This window comes from Plantactinospora sp. KLBMP9567 (assembly GCF_033446045.1).
In the GTDB taxonomy this organism is placed as follows: Bacteria; Actinomycetota; Actinomycetes; order Mycobacteriales; family Micromonosporaceae; genus Plantactinospora.
The window spans coordinates 188,087-206,498 of the sequence record NZ_JAWQRR010000004.1; the positions used below are offsets into that span (position 1 = coordinate 188,087).

Genomic DNA, 18,412 nt, shown 5'->3' on the forward strand with positions numbered 1-18,412 from the left:
GCGGGCCGGCCGGGCGGGGACCGGCTCGTCCGCCCTCGGCGGAGCTGATCTAGACCGCGCCGGGCGGCGGTGATACATTGACAACCATCTCTGTGTCGTCGGGCGGCCGTGCCCGGGGAAGAGGTTGGTCCGCCTGGAGGTGCGGCATGAGGAGTAGTCGGCTTCTCGTCACGGGTGCGGCGCTCGCCGTCGTGCTCGGTGGCGCCGGGTTCGCCGTCGCTGACACGACGTCGGCACCGGGCGGCGGGATGGGGGTGCTGGCCGCCGGCGAGTTCGACTTCGGCCGGCCGCAGACCGTCGCCACCAACCTCCAGGCGCCCTGGGGGATGGCCTTCCTGCCGGACGGCAGCGCGCTGGTCGCCGAGCGGGACACCGCCCGGGTCCTGCAGATCCGCCCGGGGCAGACCCCGCAGCAGGTCGCCACCATCTCCGGCGTCTCGCCCGGCGGAGAGGCCGGGCTGCTCGGCCTGGCCGTCTCGCCGAGCTACGCCAGCGACCGCTACGTGTACGCCTACTTCACCTCGGCCAGCGACAACCGCATCGTCCGGTTCCGGCTGGACGCGCCGCAGACCCAGACGCCGATCCTCACCGGGCTGGCCCGGGCGAACTTCCACGACGGCGGCCGGATCGCCTTCGGTCCGGACGGCATGCTCTATGCCGGCGTCGGCGACGCGGGCCAGACCGCCAACTCGCAGAACCCGTCCAGCCGCAACGGCAAGATCCTGCGGATGCGGCCGGACGGCAGCGCCCCGCCGGACAACCCGACCGCCGGCTCGTTGGTCTACAGCCTCGGCCACCGCAACGTGCAGGGGCTCGCCTGGGACGCCCAGGGCCGGCTCTACGCCAGCGAGTTCGGGCAGAACAGCTGGGACGAGGTCAACTACATCGTGCCCGGCGGCAACTACGGATGGCCGACGGTGGAGGGTCAGGGCAACGATCCGCGGTTCCGCAACCCGATCGTCACCTGGTCGACCGCCGAGGCGTCGCCGAGCGGTGCCGCGATCGACGGCAACATGCTCTTCGTCGCCGCGCTGCGCGGCACCCGGCTCTGGCAGGTGCCGTTGAACGGCAGCGGCGGGGTCGCCGGCAGCCCGACCGCCCAGCTCACCGGCCAGTACGGCCGGCTGCGTACCGTCGAACGCGCCCCGGACGGCTCGCTCTGGGTGGCCACCAGCAACCGGGACGGCCGCGGCACGCCGGCCGCCACCGACGACCGGATCCTGCGTTTCCCGCCGGTCGGCGCGACCCCGGAGCCCACCGCCACCACCCGGCCGCCCACCTCCTCTCCGACACCGAGCGTGCCGCCGACCAGCACCCCGCCGCCCAGCGGCACCGCCTGCACCGCGACCTACCGGCAGATCAACCAGTGGCAGGGCGGCTTCCAGGGCGAGGTGACGGTCCGCAACAACGGCACCGGCACGCTGAACGGCTGGACGGTGCGGTGGACCTTCGCCAACGGACAGACGATCGGACAGCTCTGGAACGGGACGCTGACCGCGAGCGGATCGTCGGTCACGGTCCGGAACGTGAGCTGGAACGGCACGCTCGGCGTCAACGGGTCGGCCAGCTTCGGCTTCCAGGGCTCGTGGACCGGGACCAACACCCCGCCCAGCGACCTCACCTGCACCAGCCCCTGAGTGGTCGTCGGTGGCCGGCCGTCCGGCCACCGTTTCGACCGGTCAGCGTCCCGGTGCGGCCGCGCTGATATTCGGCGCCGCCACGGGACAACGCTCGCCGGACCTCGGGTGTGATTACCTGCGGACGAGTAGGCAGGCCCCGAGATGTTCAGCCCGAGGCGGGATCGGCGGTCCGTGCCGGTACGAGTTCCGGACGCGGCACCCGGATCGGGGTCAGCGTGCCGGCGGCGGCGATGCCGAGGCAGGTCAGCCCGGCGGCGAGGCAGACCGGTGCGGTGCCGTACCGGGCCACCGCACCGGTCAGCACGGCCGCGCCGAGCGGGCCGAGCGCGGAGTGCAGGGTCCAGAACGCCGAGGTCACCCGGCCGAGCAGATGATCCGGGGTGACCTGCTGGCGCAGCGACATCGAACAGATCCCGGCGAGGCTGGTCCCGAACGCGTAGGCGGCGACCAGCAGGGCCAGCGCCGGTACGTCCCGGGTCAGTCCGGCACCGGCGACGGCCAGCCCGCCCAGCGCGTACGCCCCGATCCAGCAGGTGCCGAAGCCCAGCGACCGGCGTACCGGCGCGACCAGCAGCGCGGCCACGATGGTGCCCCCGGCCGCGGCGGCGAGGACCTGCCCGACGTTGCCGTCGGAGCCGCCGAGGTCGTGCTTGACGTGGTAGATGAAGACGTCGGTCAACCCGATGGTGAGGAAGGTCAGGAACGACAGCAGGACCGTCAACGTGCGCAGCACCGGATGTCGCCAGAGGAACCGGATCCCGACCAGCAGGTCCGACCAGCCGGTCCGGCCGGCCCGGGCCCCGGGAGTCGGCCCGGAGTCGGGTACGTCCGCCGGCGGGGTCTCCGCCACCGCGTCCCCGGCCCGGTGCGTCGGCCGGCTGCGGAACCGGACGAAGCAGAGGCCGAGCGCGGAGAGGGCGAAGGTGCCGGCATCGACGGCGAGCGCGGCGGTCGGCCCGACGGCCGAGGAGAGCAGCCCGGCTAGTACCGGACCGATGATCCCGGCCGCCGCGTACGTCGCGTAGAGCTGGCCGTTCGCCCGGGTGATCCGGGCCGGACCGACCAGCGCCGGCACGGCGGCGACGTAGCCGACCTGGAAGACCATTCCCGCGGCGGCGCAGGCCGGCGCGACCAGGTAGAGCAGCCAGAGCTGCGGCGCGAAGAGCCAGATCGCCGGGATGCTGGCGTACCCGGCGGCCCGGAACAGGTCGCAGCCGAGCAGCAGGAGCCGCCGGTCCATCCGGTCGACCAGGTGGCCGGCGAAGATCCCCGCTGCCACCGACGCCGCCCCGACCAGTCCGGTCAGCAGGCCCATCCGGGTCACCGAGCCGGTCGCGTGCAACACCAGCAGCGGTACGGCGAGCAGCGAGAACGAGTCCCCGAGCGCGGAGAGCGCCTGACCGGCCCAGAACAGCGGGAAGTCGCGGCTGCGCCAGAGCGTCCCGGCGTCCGGTGTCCCGGTGCTCACCTGCCGGAACTGGCCGACCGGGACAGGTCCCGCAGCGTGTCGACGATCCACTCCTCGGCCCGGTCCCGGGTCACGCTCAGCCCGATCAGGATCCGGGCGCCCGGCTCGGTCGGGGCGGCCAGCAGGCCGAGCAGGATGTGCTCGGTGCCGACGTAGTTGTGGCCGAGCCGCAGTGCCTCGGCGAAGGTGCGGTCCCGTACCCGTTTGGCGCCGGGGGAGAACGGCAGGTGGTCCGGCTGCCGGGCCGGATCGTCGGATGCCGTGGAGCCGGGCTCGGCGGGGGCATCGTGCCGCCGGACGGGTCGGCGCAGGGTTCCGGCCGGGTCGGGCCCGTCGGTGGTCGACCGGGCCATGGTGGCGTCGGACGCGGTGGTTTCGGCCGGGGTGGGCCCGGCGGCGGCGCGGACGCCCGCCCGGATCGCCTCGGCGGAAACGCCCAGCGCCGCGATCGCCCGGCCGGCCAGGCCGTCGGGTTCGTGCAGGATGCCGAGGAGCAGGTGTTCGGTGCCGACCTCGGCGCTGCCGGCGTCCCGGGCCTCCGCCTGGGCCTGCGTTACCACGTTGCGGGCCCGGTCGGTGAACCGGGCGAAGGCGCTGGCCGGAATCCGCTCGTCCTGGTCGGACCGGCGGGTCACGAAGCGCTTCTGCACGGCCTGCTTGCTGACCCCCATGCTCTGGCCGATGTCGGTCCAGGAGGCACCGGAGCGGCGGGCCTGGTCGACGAAGTGTCCGATCAGGTGGTCGGCGAGGTCGCCGAGGTACTCGCCGACGAGCACCGCGTCGGTGAGCCGTTCCAGGGCGTCCCCGGTCGGGTGCTGGCGGCGGACGTACTCGATGAGGTCGTCGAGGCGTACCGGTAGTCGCTCCATGCGTCAACCGTAGGTTGACGCTCTGCTCTTCGTCAACCTACGGTTGACCGATCACCCGGTACCGCGCGGGTCAGGCCGGGACGGCCCGCGAACGATCGCGCTCGCCGGTGGCCTCCCGGATGCCCCGGACGGCGAGCTGGTCGGCCCGCTCGTTCTCCGGATGCCCGGCATGCCCCTTGACCCAGTGCCACCGCACCTGGTGGGGGGCGGCGGCAGCCTCCAGCCGCTGCCACAGGTCGGCATTCTTGACCGGCTGCTTCGCGGCGGTCTGCCAGCCGTTGCGCTTCCAGTTCGGCAGCCACTTGGTGATGCCGTCCCGGACGTAGGTGCTGTCGACGTAGATCTGCACCGTCACCGGCCGAGTCAGGCTCTCCAGGGCCTGGATCGCCGCCATCAGCTCCATCCGGTTGTTGGTGGTGGCCACCGCCTCGCCGCCGTGGAGCTCCTTCTCCACCGTTCCGTACCGCAACACGGCGCCCCAGCCGCCGGGACCGGGATTGCCGCTGCACGCGCCGTCGGTGTAGATCTGCACCACCTGCTCTGTCACCCGGGCAACATACCCTGCCCGGTCAGCCGAACAGGGCGCTGACCGACTCCCCGTTGTGGATCCGGCGCATCGCCTCGGCCAGCGCCGGGGCGACGGAGAGCACGGTCAGCTTGTCGGTGCGGTCCCGCGCCGGGATCGGCACCGTGTTGGTGCAGACGATCTCGGCGATGTCCGGCTCCGCGGAGAGCCGGCGCAGCGCCGCCGAGGCGAACAGGCCGTGCGTGCAGGCCACCCGTACGCTGCGGACCTTCTGCTCGCGCAGCCGGTCGAGCAGCTCGAACACCGTGCTGCCCTTGGCGATCTCGTCGTCGAGCACGATGACGTCCCGGTCGACCACGTCGCCGATCACCGTACTGATCACCACCTTGTCGTCGGAGAACCGCTGCTTGGCCCCGGCCGCCACCGGCACCTTCAGCATCCGGGCGAACGCGGCCGCCTGCTTGGCGTTACCGAGGTCCGGCGAGACCACCACCGTGTCGGTGAGGTCGTACCCCCGGAAGTGCGTCGCCAGCTCACGCAGCGCGTGCAGGTGGTCGACCGGGATGCTGAAGAAGCCGTGCACCTGCGGCGAGTGCAGGGTGACCGCCAGAATCCGGCTGGCACCGGCGGTGGTGAGGAGGTCGGCGACCAGCCGCCCGCCGATCGAGATGCGCGGGGCGTCCTTCTTGTCGCTGCGGGCGTACGCGTAGTGCGGCATCACCACCGTGATCCGGCCCGCCGAGGCCCCCCGGGCCGCGTCCAGCATCAGCAGCAGCTCCACCAGGTGCTCCTGCACCGGCGGCACCAGCGGCTGGATCAGGAAGACGTCCCGCTCCCGGCAGTTCGCCTGCAACTGCACCTCGAGGCAGTCGTTGGCGAACCGGGAGATCCGGGTCGGGAGCAGGGGCACCCCGAGGTGGTGGCAGATCTCGGTGGCCAGCTCGGAGTGGGCGCTGCCGGTGAAGACCGCGATGTCACGCACGGGGCCACTCTAGTGAACGGCGGCCCGGCGGCCGGTGTCGGGCGCGGAGTGCCGCGATCGGATCCCGTCGGCAACCCCCGGATGACGCCTGCCGGGTTGACGGCGGTGTGCTGCTGTTGACGGCGGTGTGCTGCTGTTGACGGCGGTGTGCTGCTGTTGACGGCGATGTGCCGGCGTTGTCGCTTTGCTCAGCGACCCCCATTTGTCCGCCCGGCCGAGTTCCGTCGAGCGGCCCCGGGGGTAAGGCGCGATCATTTCGCGCCGGCAACGATCTTTCGCAGCCGGCGTCGACCTTGTCCGAGCAGAGGGGAACGAGATGGCTCTCACCCGACGCGGCTTCCTCGAAGCGTCCGCCGTGACGGCACTGGGCACACTGTGGACGCCGGGAGACCGCCCGGCGCCGCCGGACTTTCCGCCGGAGGTACCCGTCGAGCGCGCGCCGTACCGCAACTGGGCCGGCGAGATCCAGGCGGACGGCGTCTGGACCTGTACCCCCCGGACGGCGGCCGACGTGGTGACGGTGACCAACTGGGCGTACCGGAACGGCTACTCGGTGCGGGCCCGGGGCTACCGGCACACCTGGGCACCGCTGACCGTCCCGGCCGACGGTGCCGCCGACCGGACCATCCTGGTGGACACCACCCGGCACCTGACCTCGATGGCGGTACTCTCCACCGCGCCCGCGGCGGTACGCGTGCAGGCCGGCGCCTCGATGGACGACTTCCTCGCGTTCCTGGAGGAGCACGGGCTCGGCGTGACCAACACTCCCGCCCCCGGCGACCTGAGCGTCGGCGGGGTGCTGGCGATCAACGGCCACGGCACCAGCGTGCCGGCAGACGGCGAGACGCTGGCACCCGGGCACACCTACGGGTCGCTGAGCAACCTCATCCTGTCGCTCACCGCCGTGGTCTGGGACGCGGCGGCCGGCGGGTACGCGCTGCGCACCTTCGACCGCTCGGATCCGGACTGTACGGCGCTGCTCGCCCACGTCGGCCGGGCGTTCGTCACCGAGGTGACGATGCGGGTCGGGGCCAACCAGAACCTCCGGTGCGTCAGCCGGGTCGACATCCCCGCGCCGGAACTGTTCGCCGCCCCGGGCACCGGCGGCCGTACCCTGGCCAGTCACGTCGCGGCGGCCGGCCGGGTCGAGGCGATCTGGTTCGCCTTCACCGACAACCCGTGGCTCAAGGTCTGGAGCGTCAGCCCGACCCGGCCGCTGACCTCCCGCCCGGTGGTCACCCCGTACAACTACGTCTTCTCCGACAACGTGCCGGAGCCGGTCTCGGAGCTGGCCGAGCAACTGCTGACCGGGGCATGGGCGCTGACCCCGACGTTCGGGCAGGTCCAGTACACCACCGCCGCCGCCGGGCTGACCGGCACGCTCGCCACCGACCTGTGGGGGCCGTCGAAGAACCTGCTGCTCTACGTCAAGCCGACCACCCTGCGGGAGACCGCCAACGGGTACGCGGTGCACACCAACCGGGGCTCGATCCAGCGGGTGGTGCACGAGTTCGCCCGGTTCTACCAGCGGCAGTTGGCCGGGTACCAGGCCCGGGGGGAGTTCCCGGTCACCGGCCAGGTGGAGATCCGGGTCGCCGGGCTGGACCGGGCCGCCGACGTCGGCGTACCCGGGGCGGAGCCGCCGGCGCTCTCCGCGGCCCGGCCCCGGGCCGACCACCCGGAGTGGGACACCGTGGTCTGGTTCGACGTGCTGACCTTCCCGACCGCGCCCCGGGCGCACGCCTTCTACCGGGAGATGGAGATCTTCTTCTTCACCAACTACACCGGCTCGTACGCGGGCAGCCGGGTCGAGTGGTCGAAGGGCTGGGGCTACACCGACTCCGCCGCCTGGGCCGACCCGACCATGCTGACCCGGACGGTGCCGGACTCCTACCGGCACGCGCCCGACCCGACCTGGGACCGGGCGGTGGCGGAGCTGAACGGGTACGACCCACACCGGGTGTTCAGCAACGCCTTCCTCGACGTGCTGCTGCCCGGCACGCCCTGATGCCGCCCACCCGCTGATCCGGACGGTCGGCCGGGTGCCCGGCCGACCGTCGCCATCCGGGCCTGCTGCCCAGGTCGGCCTGCGCCCTGAGCGAACACGGCTGGCCCGGCACTGCCACGTGATGCGGAAATGGAACCGGAACCGGGCAGCCGACCGGGGGAGGAACCGATGCGTGGTGGCGCGGCGTACGACGAGATCGCCGACTGGTACGAGGCGGAGTTCCTGCCCCAACGTACCGTCGCCGACGACGATCTGGAGATCGGCCGGACCCTGCGTCTGCTGCTGGGCCCCGGCGAGGGACCCTGCCTGGAACTCGGCTGCGGCACCGGTGCGTACGCCGGCACGGTCCGCGCCCTCGGCCGGACGCCGCTCGGGGTCGACCTCTCGGCCGGCATGCTCCGGTACGCCCGCGGCCGCCTGCCGATCGTGCGGGGCGACGCCACCCGGCTGCCGGTCCGGGACGGTGCGCTGCCGGCGGTCGTCGCGGTGATGGTGCACACCGACATGCCCGGCTATCCGGCGGTGCTCCGGGAGGCGGCCCGGGTGCTGGCCCCCGGCGGAACCTTCGTGCACGTCGGGGTCCACCCGTGTTTCTGCGGCGGTTTCGCCGACCGCGCCGACCGGAACGCGGTGCTGATCCGCCCGGGTTACCGGGACAGCGCCTGGACGAAGGAGTCCTGGACCGACCAGGGGATCCGGGACAAGGTCGGCGCGACGCACCGTCCGCTGGCCGAACTGCTGCACATGTTCCTGGACGCCGGGCTGGCCTTGGAGCGGTTCGCCGAGGGCGGCGCACCCACCCCGATCGTCTTCGCCGTCCGGGCCCGCCGGTCAGGCTGAACCGATCGCCCGGCCCTGGCCGTCGGCGCCGAGTTGGTGCAGCGCGGCGTCGTGCAGCGCCGGGGTCCGGGCGAACAGCGACGGGCCGGCGGCCGGTCGGGACCGCCCGTCGAATCCGCTGTACCGGCCACCCGCCTCGGTCACGATCAGCGAGGTGGCGGCGAAGTCCCAGACCTGCCCCCGGGTCTGCACCGCGAGGTCCAGTTCGCCCCGGGCCACCAGCAGCGCGGGGTGGGTACGCCACGAGGTCGGCGTGGTGACCGCCCGCAGCGGGGCGATCATCTCGCGTTCGGCCGGGTAGACCTGCTCGTCCGGCGGTACCACCCCGAGCCGGCTGCCGGGCAGCGGGTCGGCCGCGCCGGATTCGCCGGTGCGGAGGAGCCGTTCTCCGGTCACCTCGGTCCCGGAGATCTCCGCCTGGTAGGCACCCGCGCCGCGCCGGGCCCACCAGATCGTCCGCTGTGCCGGCAGCGCGGCCACCCCGACGACGATCTCGCCGGCCTCCTCCAGTGCGACGAGTACCTGCCAGCGGTCGTCCCCGGCGACGAACTGGGCCGTACCGTCGATCGGGTCGACGATCCACCGCCGGGCGGCCCGCCCGGTCTGCCCGACCTCCTCGCCCAGGATCGCGTCGTCGGGCCGCGCCCCGGCCAGTACCTCCCGGATGGTGGCCTCGACGGCCCGGTCGGCCTCGGTCACCACGCTGCCGTCCGCCTTGCGCTCCCGGTCGAGCCGGCCGAGGTCGGCGAAGTACCGGAGGGCGACGGCGGCACCGGTCAGCGCGGCCCGCCGGGCAAGGAGAAGATCGTCTTCCATGGACCCATCCTCGCCCGTGCCGCTGTCCGGTACGCGGCCGGGTGGCGAGGGCGCCCGGAAGGGAGCCTTCCGGGCGGGTGAACGATCAGCCGTTGGCGCCGGTGAACGATCAGCCGTTGACCGGGGTCATCCGCAGGGCCAGGGCCGGGCACATCCGTACCGCCTTGCGGGCGCCCCCCTCCAGCCAGGTCGGTACCGGAGTGGACGGGAACGACGGGAAGCCGTTGGAGTCCAGCCGGACGAACTCCGGCACCACGCTGGCGCAGAGACCGTGCCCGTCACAGCGGGACCAGTCCACCACCAGCTTCGAGGTCGGGGCGTCGGCCGCGTTGGGCAGCCCGAGGATGCCCTTCACCTTCTTGCCGCAGGTGCCCCGGGCGGCGTGCGCCTCCAGGTCGGCGGTGAAGATCTCCAGCGCCGAGGTGGCGAACCGCGCCGTGCCGTCGGGGTGGCTGCACGCACCGCGACCCTTCACCGCACCGGCGGCCGCCCGGACCACCTCCGCGGCGGCGCTGCCGCCGACGATCAGGTCCAGCGACCGGGCCAGGTCCGGCAGGCCGAGCCGGCACGGCCCGCACTGCCCGGCGGACTCCCCGGCCAGGTAGGTGACGACCTGGGCGGCCTCGCCGAGCGGGCACACCTCGGCGCTCAGCGGCATGATGATGCCGGCGCCGAGCGCGCCGCCGACCTTGGCGAAACCGGCCCGGGACACCTCGGCGGTGGCGGCGCCCTCCGCGCTGATCCACTTGCCGTGGTAACCGCCGGTCAGCACACCCGGCCCCTCCGGCGTCTCGCAGAGTTCCAGCACGTCCCGCAGCGGAATGCCGGTCGGGCACTCCACCACCGCCGGCCGTCCCGCGGCGCCGGTCACGGTGAGCAGTACCGTGCCGGGCTCGTCGGCGGTGCCGACCGTGCCGTACTCGTACGGGCCGAGCCGGGCCGCCAGGGCGAGCTGGGCGTACGTCTCGGCGTTGGAGAGCAGCGTCGGCAGCCCGCCCACCCCGGTGTCGCTGGCCCGCACCTTGCGCCCCGGCGGGATGTGCGCCTCGCCGTTGATCCCGCGCACCAGGGCGCCGCCCTCGCCGGAGATGAACCGGTGCGGCACGGTGACGATGCCGGTGCGTACCGGCATCCGGCGCTCGGCCAGCGCGGCGGTCAGCGACGCCTCGCCGATGCCGTCGTCGGCGACGCCGATGACGATCTCGTCGGCGTCCAGCGCGTAGGCGGCGATCGCGGCCCCGTCCAGGATCAGGTGCGGCGCGCGGGTCAGCAGCGCCTTGTCCTTCCAGGCGCCGGGCTCGCCCTCGGTCGCGTTCACCACCACGACGGTCGGCAGGTCCTGGCGGTCCGCCGACTCCAGCACCGCCCGGAACTTCCGGGCGAACGGGAAGCCGGCGCCACCCTTGCCCTTCAGCTCGATTCCCTCGACCAGCCGGAGCAGGCCCTTGGGGGAGAGCGGATTGACGGCACCGTGCACCATCTCGTGCGCGGCCAGGTCGAGCCGGCCGAACTCGTCGAACCCGACGGTGAGCCGGGGCTCGCCGAAGCAGGCGACCGGGGGTACGGCGGTCAGACTCACCGCGCTTCACCTTTCAGACTGGTCCAGTACGCGCCCTCCTCGGCCGCCTCGTCCGAGTCGTCCCCGCGCCGGGAGGACCGGCTGGGCGGCTCGTCGGACCTGCGGGACCGGCGGGTGGCGAGGTCGATCAGGGCAGGCTTGTCGTCGTCATCCTCGTCGTCCGCCCGGGCGACGAGGTTGGGCTCGTACCGGGCGGCCCGGCCCCACTCCGCGGTGCTCTCCTCGGCGTCGTCCCCGCCACGCGCCCGGCTGTGCCGTCCGGAACGGTCGGCCGGTTCCTCGTCGGCGGCCCGCCGTCGCCGGCCCGCCCGGGTGGCACCGGTCGACGTCGGCTCGTCCTCGGGCTCCCGCCACGAGCGCCGTCCCGATCCGTCGGTGTCCCGGCGCGACCGCCGGCTCTCGCCGGGCTCGTCGCGGCCGGTGCCGGCCGCCGTGTCGTCCCAGGCGCGCGGCCTGCGGTACATCGCGTCGTCCTCGCCGCCCCGTGGACGCTCCCACGGGTCTCCCGCCCCGTCGGCGGCCCAGCGCCGTGGACTGTCCCAGGGCACCTCGGCGTCGGTGAGGTCGCCGTCGGAGTCCGTCCCGGCCGACATGCTGCCGGGCGGCGGCACCTCGGGCACCGCGAACCGGTCGGACCGGCCCCGGGGCGCGTGGGTGCTGTCCAGCTCTCCGGCCAGGGCCCAGGCGTCGATCGCCGCCTCCGAACCGCCGCGCAGGTCGGAGAGGCTCTCCCGGCGACGCCGGCCGCCGGCCTGGGTGTCGTCCATCCGGCCGTCGTAGGTGTCCCGGTCACCGCGGGCGGATCTGCTCCCCGGCTCGCCGCGCCGGCCGCTCAGGGTGTCCGGGTCGTCCCAGCGGTTGCCCCGGCCGCCGCGCCGGCCGGCGAAGGTGTCGTCCTCCCACCGGGTGCGCCGGCTCCGGCCGCTGTCCCGGCCCGGGGAGTTGGCCCGGCTGGCCCGGATCTCGTCGGCGGTCCGGCGCTTGGCCGGCGCCATCGAACTGGTCCGGCCGATCGGGCCCGGCTTACCCGGCTTGCCCGGCCGCCCCGGCTTGCCGGGCCGGCCGACCGGCGACAGCGCACCGGTGATCTGGCCCTGCTCGGCACGCTTGCGACCGAGCGTGACCGATAGCCGGACACCCAGCAACGTCAGCACCAGAGCCACGCAGAGCAGATAACTGAGGGTGACCCAGGTAGCCGCGGCCCGACCGGCCTGGAGCCCGTGCACCAGCGCGATCGGCCAGGCGGCGTACGAGATGCTGTGCAGCGTCCGCCACAGCCACGGCTTGCCGACTCCGGCGAACCGGGCCCGGACCAGACCGGTCCAGAGCACCGCCACCATCATCGCCCCGGCGACGGTGCCCAGCCCGACGTAGACGTTGGCGCCGTTGACGAACGGCAGCAGCGCCTTGTCCGGGCTGATGTGCCCGGCCGCGATCTTCGTCAGCACGTGCAGCACCAGGCAGAAGACCGCGATGATGCCGAGTGACCGGTGGGCCGACTGGAGCAGTACCCGGTGCCGGATCAGCAGGACGATCCGGTCGGTCGCCACCAGACCGACCATCACGGTCAGGCTCAGTGACACCAGGGTGGCCGGCCCGGCGAAGAACGTCATGTAGACGAACATGTAGGCGTTGATCAGCCCGCCGATCGGGCTCAGCATCGCCGCCGCCCACGCCGCCGCCAGTGTCGAGACGACGAGCACCGCTACCGCACCCTGCGGCTTGGGTGTGCTTCCCCGGCTGGTGAAGCTCATGGGGACGCTGGCACGCTGCATCTGTCTCGTCCGGGCCATCTGCTCCTCGATCTTCCGCCTCGGCGCCCACCACCGCGCCCCGCCTGCCCGCTCGTCGCGCGACGAGCACGGCCGCCCATTGTGCCCCGTCCTGATCGCGCCACTTTGGGTGGAGTCGTACCGCCGCGCGTCGCTCGACGGCGGTCCGACCCACATCAGGTACGGGAAAACGGGCCGGGGGGATGAGTCCCGTGCCGATTATGTTTCACGATCGGTGGAGTTGGCTGCCCCCCGGGGGTGGGCAATCCGGGGTCAACCGGTGAAGAGTTTCGCCGCGGTGATGACGGTCTGTACGACGCCGTACCCGAGGAGTGCGGCGACCAGCAGCCACGAGATCCAGAGTCGGCCGGACTGGTTGTTCGGTTGCCCGGTCATCGGGTGGTGCTCCTCTCGGTCCCGGTCGCCTCGGCGGCCGTGGCGGCGTCGGGGGTGTCGGACCGTTCACCCTCTGTGGTGTCCGGAACCGGCGTGTCGGCCGTCCGGGCCGGCTCGTGGAAGCGGTCCGGCACCGGCCGGATCAGCAGGTTCGCCACGAACCCGATGGCCAGTACACCGACCATGGTGAACAGTGCCGGCCGGTAGGCGGAGGCGGTGAGGGTACCCGGCTTGCCCTGTGCGTCCAGGAAGCCGTTGATGATCAAGGGTCCGGCGATCCCCGCGGCCGACCAGGCGGTCAGCAGCCGGCCGTGGATGGCGCCGACCTGGTAGGTGCCGAACAGGTCCCGCAGGTACGCCGGCACGGTGGCGAAGCCGCCGCCGTAGAAGGAGAGAATGACGCAGGCCAGCAGGACGAAGAGTGCGGTCGCGGTAGAGCCGACCAGGGCGAGCAGGGCGTACAGCACCATGCCGACGCCCAGGTAGACCAGGTAGATCGGCTTGCGCCCGATCAGGTCCGAGGTGGACGACCAGACGAACCGGCCGGCCATGTTGAACAGTGACAGCAGCCCGACGAAACCGCCGGCCGCCGCGATGGTGACGCTGGAGGTGCTGCCGTCCCGGAAGAAGTCCTGGATCATCGGGCTGGCCTGTTCGAGGATCCCGATCCCGGCGGTGACGTTGCAGAACAGCACGATCCAGAGCAGCCAGAACGACCGGGTCCGGATCGCGTTCGACGCCGAGACGTTCGCCGTGGTCACCAGGGGCTTGGCGGCCACCGTACCCGGATCGAAGCCGGCGGGGCGCCAGCCCGGCGCCGGTACCCGGACGTTGACCACTCCGAACATCATGATCGCGAAGTAACCGACGCCCAGCGTGACGAAGAGCCCGACCAGGGCACCGCCGGAGGCGACCGAGGCGGAGTTGGCCGGGTCGTACCCGGAGTCGTAGATTGAGAGCAGTTGCCGGGAGAGCGGGCTGGCCACCATCGCGCCGCCGCCGAAGCCCATGATCGCCAGACCGGTGGCCAGACCGGGGCGGTCCGGGAACCACTTGATCAGCGTGGAGACCGGCGAGATGTAGCCGATGCCGAGCCCGATGCCGCCGAGGAAGCCGTAGCCGAGGTAGACCAGCCAGAGCTGCCCGGTCGCGATGCCGAGCGCGCCGACCAGGAAACCGGCGCCCCAGAAGCAGGCCGAGACGAACATCGCCTTGCGCGGCCCGTTCGACTCCACCCAGGTCCCGCCGAGCGCCGCCGAGAGGCCGAGCATCACGATGGCGATGCTGAAGATCACCCCGATCGCGGTCTGGCTGGCGTCGAAGTGCGCGATCAGGGAGTTCTTGTAGACGCTCGTCGCGTACGCCTGACCGATGCACAGGTGTACGGAGAGTGCCGCCGGTGGTATCAGCCAGCGACTGTATCCCGGTGGGGCGACGGTGTGCTGGTGGTCGAGTGCGGACATCAGCGACACGGCGTACCTCGCTTGCGGGCAGGGCGGGCGTGGCGCGGTGCTCCGGATGGGTCGTCCCGGGTCGACGCCGGCCGCGGTGGCTTTGCTCTTCGCCCGGAACCTAGTCCCCGGTACGCGCCGCCTTGATCATCGATGCCTCGCCGATCGGCGGACGGTCGATCGGCTGAGACGAACGGTCGTTCGTATACCGTACGCGGTCGTCAGTCCGCCCGGACGGTGGCGGTGAGCGCGGCGGCGATCCGAGGCAGCGCGCTGCCGATCGGCTCCCGGATCACCTCGTCGGCCAGGCCGTCGTAGGGGGTCGGGTCCCGGTTGACGATGACCAGCCGGGCACCGGCCCCCACCGCGAGCCGGCACAGCGAGGCGGCCGGCTCGACCAGCAGCGAACTGCCGACCGCGAGCATCAGCTGACTCGCCGCCGCGATCCGCTTGGCCTGGTCGACGGTGTCCGGATCGAGGTACTGGCCGAAGAGCACGACCGCGAGCTGAAGGATGCCCCCGCAGTCCCGGCACGGCGGATCGGCCTCGCCGGCGGCCACCCGGTCCAGGGCGGCCCGCGCGTCGGACCGGGCCCGGCAGCCGGTGCAGACCACCGAGCGCATGCTGCCGTGCAGCTCCAGCACCTTGCGGGCGGCGATCCCGGTCATCTGATGCAGGCCGTCGACGTTCTGGGTCAGGATCCGCACCGCGAGGCCGGCCCGGTCCAGCTCGGCCAGCGCATGGTGCGCGGCGTTCGGCTCGGCCCGCCAGGCCGCGTGCCCGAGATAGGTACGCCAGAACCTGGCCCGCACCTGAGGGTCGGCCATGAAGCGGTCGTGGGTGAACGCGTCCGCGAGCTTCGGGTCCCGGGTCCAGACCCCGTCCGGTCCCCGGTAGTCGGGCACTCCGGAGTCGGTGGAGATGCCGGCCCCGGTCAGCACCGCCACCCGGCGTACGTCCCGGCACCAGTCTGGGATCTCGACGTCCTCCACGAGGAGCGATGGTAGTGCCCGGTCCCGTGAAGGTTGGTCCGGTAGCCCATTGGTCCGGTAGCCCATTGGTGCCGGGCATCCTCCGGGTTGGCGATCTCTCGTGGGGTCGGGTACGAGGTGGTTCCGGGCCGGGGTGGGATAGTTGCCGAGGCACTGTCGAGCTGCCCCGCTTGGGCGCCCACCGCCCCAGCCGCCCCAGCCGCCCCAGCCGCCCCAGCCGTCCCAGCTGTGCTGGCCGTGCAAGCCGTCTGGGCTGTCCGGGCCCCGACCAGCGGGCCACTGGTCGGCCGACCCGAACCGGACTCGCTCCTCGACCCGAACCGCCATCATGTGCCGTCCCGGCCGCCCGGCTCGCCGTGCCCCGTCTGTGCACCCAGCTCGACAGTGCCCGAACCGGACTACCGCTCCCCGGTCGGCCGTGGGGTCGCTGATCCTGATCGGCCGACCAGAGCCGGGCACCCGGCGGTGCGGGCAAGCGACGTGATTATCGGGCCGGTCGGCGCGCCCCGGAGACGAAGGCGCGCCACGCCGCCGCCGCGAAGACCAGGGCCGCACCATCCCGGTCCTTGCTGTCCCGGACGGCGACCACGCCGGGAAGGTCGTCGGCGACCTCCACGGGTTTGCAATGCCGACCTGCTCGCCCTGGAATGGGTGCACCTCAGGGGGCGGGAACAGCGGCGCGACGGCACCCAAGGCCCGGAGCACTTCTACCTTGCCAGGTGCGGGCACTCCGGGAGACGCTGCCGGAACGGCCGGACCACGGCGCCGTGATGGACAGCCCCGACCTGCTCGCCGTCGCCGTGGTCGGCGGCGGTGAGGCGGAGACCCGGCGATAGCATCGCCGGATGACCGAGTCGAGCCCGCCCGCCGGGTCGGGTTTTCCGGCCCCGTCGCTGGGCATCACGCCGCTGTCCCGGGTTCGGCTGGACGAACTGCTCCAGGAGACGCTGGTCCGGGTCGGCGAGGTGGTCACCAGCCGGGAACGGCTGCGGGCGCTGCTGACCGCCGTGGTCGGGATCAGCACCGATCTCGACCTGCACAGCACGCTGGACCGGATCGTCGCGGCCGCCTGCCGGCTGGCCGACGCCCGGTACGCCGCCCTCGGGGTCATCGGCCCCGACCGGCAGCTGACGGAGTTCATCACGTACGGGATCGATCCGGAGACCCGTGCCCGGATCGGCGACCTGCCGCACGGCCGGGGCGTCCTCGGCCTGCTCATCGCCGACCCCCGTCCGGTACGGATGCCGGACATCACCCGGCATCCGCAGTCGTACGGCTTCCCGCCGAACCACCCGCCGATGCACAGCTTTCTCGGCGCGCCGATCCGCATCCGCGACCAGGTGTTCGGCAACCTCTACCTGGCCGAGAAGCAGGGTGCGACGGAGTTCACCGACGACGACGAGGAGATCGTCGTCGCGCTCGCCGCCGCCGCCGGGGTGATCATAGAGAACGCCCGCCTCTTCGCCATGGCGCACCGGCGGGAACGCTGGCTGGCCGCCGCCGCCGAGATCACCGGCGTGCTGCTCGGCGAGGTACGCCGTACCGACGCGCTGCGGCTGATCGCCCGTCGGGCCCGCGAGGTCGCCGAGGCGGACGTCGCCATGGTGCTGCTCTACGACGAGGACGCCGGGGAGTTCACCGTCGAGGTCGCCGACGGTGACGGGACGGCGGAGGGGCTGGTCGGCGCGGTACTGGCCGCCGACGACACGGCCTTCGTCGAGCCGGTGACCCGCCGCCGGCAGGCGGTGGCGGAGAGCCTGGCGAAGGCGGCGCCGTGGCCGGTGGCGGTCGGCACCGGGCCGGGACTGATCTCTCCGCTGATCGTCGGCGACGTACTGCACGGGGTGCTGGTCGTCGGCTACCGCGCCGGGGAGCAGGCGGGTACCGACGCCGGGGGCACCCTGCTGGCAACGTTCGCCGGCCAGGCGGCGTTGGCGCTGGAGCGGGCCCGGGCACAGGAGGAGCGGGAACTGCTGGTGGTCCTGGAGGACCGGGAGCGGATCGCCAGGGACCTGCACGACGTGGTGATCCAGCGGCTGTTCGCGATGGGGCTCCAGTTGCAGACGGTGGCCCCGCTGGCCGGTCGGGCGGACGTGCGGCAGCGGCTCAACGCCACCGTCGACGACCTCGACTCCACCATCCGGGACATCCGGCGGGCGATCTTCGAGCTGCGTACCCCGATGACCGCGGCGCTGCGGACCGAGATCCGGGACCTGGTCGCCGGCGCCGCCGAGGCGCTCGGATTCCGTCCGGGGCTGGAGATGACCGGGCCGGTGGACAGCGCCGTGCCCGACGGGATGCGCCCCGACCTGCTCGCGGTGCTCGGCGAGGCGCTCTCGAACGCCGTCCGGCACGCCCGGGCGACCCGGGTGGCGGTCACCGTCGAGGTGCGCGACGGCGAGCTCTGCGTACGGGTCGCCGACGACGGGGTGGGCACCGATCCGGCACGGGCCCGGGGCGGCCTGGTCAACCTGCGAGAACGCGCGGAGCGCCGCGGGGGCAGCTTCGGAATCGACCGGACCGAGCCGACCGGTACCACGATCGTGTGGCGGGTGCCGCTGCGCGACTGAGCCGGTCAGTGCCGCTCGGCGAGCAGCCGGGTGGCCAGCACCGCAGCCTGGGTGCGCCGCTCCAGGCCGAGCTTGGCGAGCAGGCTGGAGACGTAGTTCTTCACGGTCTTCTCGGCCAGGAACATCCTGCCGGCGATCTCCCGGTTGGTGAGCCCCTCCGCCACGTACTCCAGGATCCGGCGCTCCTGCTCGGTCAACGACTGGAACTCCCGCGGCTGTTCGACCCCGCTGCGAATGCGTTCGAGGACCCGGGCGGTGACCGCCGGGTCCAGCAGCGACTGGCCGGCGGCCACCCGGCGGACCGCGTCGACCAGGTCGGTGCCGCGGATCTGCTTGAGGACGTACCCGGCGGCACCGGCCATGATCGCCGCGAACAGCGCCTCGTCGTCCTCATAGGAGGTCAGGATGAGGCCCTTGATCGTGGAGTCGATCGCCCGGACGTCCCGGCACACGTCGATGCCGTTGCCGTCCGGCAGCCGTGCGTCCAGGATCGCCACGTCCGG

16 protein-coding genes are annotated in these 18,412 nt (G+C 73.0%); 4 read left to right on the forward strand and 12 right to left on the reverse strand.

All coding sequences use genetic code 11. The annotated features are described in order from the left end of the window. Positions 1-146: 146 nt before the first annotated feature. Complete coding sequence (locus tag R6Y94_RS02690) at positions 147-1,637, forward strand: PQQ-dependent sugar dehydrogenase (RefSeq protein ID WP_318394133.1); 1,491 nt, start codon at positions 147-149, stop codon at positions 1,635-1,637. A gap of 148 nt (positions 1,638-1,785) precedes the next feature. On the opposite strand, the gene R6Y94_RS02695 is transcribed toward R6Y94_RS02690, so the two are convergent. The 4 genes from R6Y94_RS02695 to R6Y94_RS02710 form a co-directional block, all read right to left on the reverse strand. Continuing rightward, positions 1,786-3,108: an MFS transporter gene (locus tag R6Y94_RS02695; protein ID WP_318394134.1), complete on the reverse strand. Its 1,323-nt coding sequence runs from the start codon at positions 3,106-3,108 to the stop codon at positions 1,786-1,788. Next, entirely contained in the window at positions 3,105-3,977 is an 873-nt protein-coding gene (locus R6Y94_RS02700) for a Clp protease N-terminal domain-containing protein (RefSeq protein ID WP_318394135.1), read from the reverse strand. Before R6Y94_RS02700 ends, R6Y94_RS02695 begins: the two co-directional genes overlap by 4 nt. Before the next feature lie 70 nt (positions 3,978-4,047). Continuing rightward, positions 4,048-4,524, reverse strand: a complete 477-nt coding sequence (gene rnhA, locus R6Y94_RS02705) for a ribonuclease HI (RefSeq protein ID WP_318394136.1) — start codon at positions 4,522-4,524, stop codon at positions 4,048-4,050. A gap of 22 nt (positions 4,525-4,546) precedes the next feature. Further along, complete coding sequence (locus R6Y94_RS02710; protein WP_318394137.1) at positions 4,547-5,485, reverse strand: ribose-phosphate pyrophosphokinase; 939 nt, start codon at positions 5,483-5,485, stop codon at positions 4,547-4,549. Between the two features lie 316 nt (positions 5,486-5,801). Here R6Y94_RS02710 and R6Y94_RS02715 point away from each other — a divergent pair, with 316 nt between their 5' ends. Both R6Y94_RS02715 and R6Y94_RS02720 read left to right on the forward strand, forming a co-directional pair. Continuing rightward, on the forward strand, positions 5,802-7,493 hold the full coding sequence (locus tag R6Y94_RS02715; protein WP_318394138.1) for a cholesterol oxidase substrate-binding domain-containing protein: 1,692 nt from the start codon (positions 5,802-5,804) through the stop codon (positions 7,491-7,493). Positions 7,494-7,661: 168 nt separating this feature from the next. Beyond that, positions 7,662-8,333: a class I SAM-dependent methyltransferase gene (locus R6Y94_RS02720; protein WP_318394139.1), complete on the forward strand. Its 672-nt coding sequence runs from the start codon at positions 7,662-7,664 to the stop codon at positions 8,331-8,333. On the opposite strand, the gene R6Y94_RS02725 is transcribed toward R6Y94_RS02720, so the two are convergent. The 7 genes from R6Y94_RS02725 to R6Y94_RS02755 all read right to left on the reverse strand — a co-directional run bounded on the left by R6Y94_RS02725 (position 8,325) and on the right by R6Y94_RS02755 (position 15,988). After that, positions 8,325-9,149, reverse strand: coding sequence for an inositol monophosphatase (locus tag R6Y94_RS02725; protein ID WP_318394140.1), 825 nt, complete (start codon positions 9,147-9,149; stop codon positions 8,325-8,327). The genes R6Y94_RS02720 and R6Y94_RS02725 overlap by 9 nt on opposite strands. 109 nt (positions 9,150-9,258) lie before the next feature. Next, positions 9,259-10,728 carry an NADH-ubiquinone oxidoreductase-F iron-sulfur binding region domain-containing protein gene (locus R6Y94_RS02730; RefSeq protein WP_318394141.1) on the reverse strand — a complete coding sequence of 490 codons (1,470 nt, stop codon included), beginning with the start codon at positions 10,726-10,728 and terminating at the stop codon, positions 9,259-9,261. Further along, positions 10,725-12,521: a hypothetical protein gene (locus tag R6Y94_RS02735; protein WP_318394142.1), complete on the reverse strand. Its 1,797-nt coding sequence runs from the start codon at positions 12,519-12,521 to the stop codon at positions 10,725-10,727. Before R6Y94_RS02735 ends, R6Y94_RS02730 begins: the two co-directional genes overlap by 4 nt. Before the next feature lie 252 nt (positions 12,522-12,773). Then, on the reverse strand, positions 12,774-12,896 hold the full coding sequence (locus R6Y94_RS02740) for an MFS transporter small subunit (RefSeq protein ID WP_318394143.1): 123 nt from the start codon (positions 12,894-12,896) through the stop codon (positions 12,774-12,776). After that, positions 12,893-14,362, reverse strand: a complete 1,470-nt coding sequence (locus tag R6Y94_RS02745) for an OFA family MFS transporter (protein WP_318394152.1) — start codon at positions 14,360-14,362, stop codon at positions 12,893-12,895. Before R6Y94_RS02745 ends, R6Y94_RS02740 begins: the two co-directional genes overlap by 4 nt. Before the next feature lie 206 nt (positions 14,363-14,568). Next, on the reverse strand, positions 14,569-15,339 hold the full coding sequence (locus tag R6Y94_RS02750) for a Sir2 family NAD-dependent protein deacetylase (RefSeq protein WP_318394144.1): 771 nt from the start codon (positions 15,337-15,339) through the stop codon (positions 14,569-14,571). Positions 15,340-15,823: 484 nt separating this feature from the next. Further along, positions 15,824-15,988: a DUF397 domain-containing protein gene (locus R6Y94_RS02755; RefSeq protein WP_318394153.1), complete on the reverse strand. Its 165-nt coding sequence runs from the start codon at positions 15,986-15,988 to the stop codon at positions 15,824-15,826. A 196-nt stretch (positions 15,989-16,184) separates the two neighbouring features. Here R6Y94_RS02755 and R6Y94_RS02760 point away from each other — a divergent pair, with 196 nt between their 5' ends. Continuing rightward, entirely contained in the window at positions 16,185-17,909 is a 1,725-nt protein-coding gene (locus tag R6Y94_RS02760) for a GAF domain-containing sensor histidine kinase (protein ID WP_318394145.1), read from the forward strand. A 5-nt stretch (positions 17,910-17,914) separates the two neighbouring features. Here R6Y94_RS02760 and R6Y94_RS02765 read toward each other — a convergent pair. Further along, on the reverse strand, positions 17,915-18,412 hold a 498-nt coding region (locus R6Y94_RS02765), incomplete at its 5' end, for a response regulator transcription factor (RefSeq protein ID WP_318394146.1).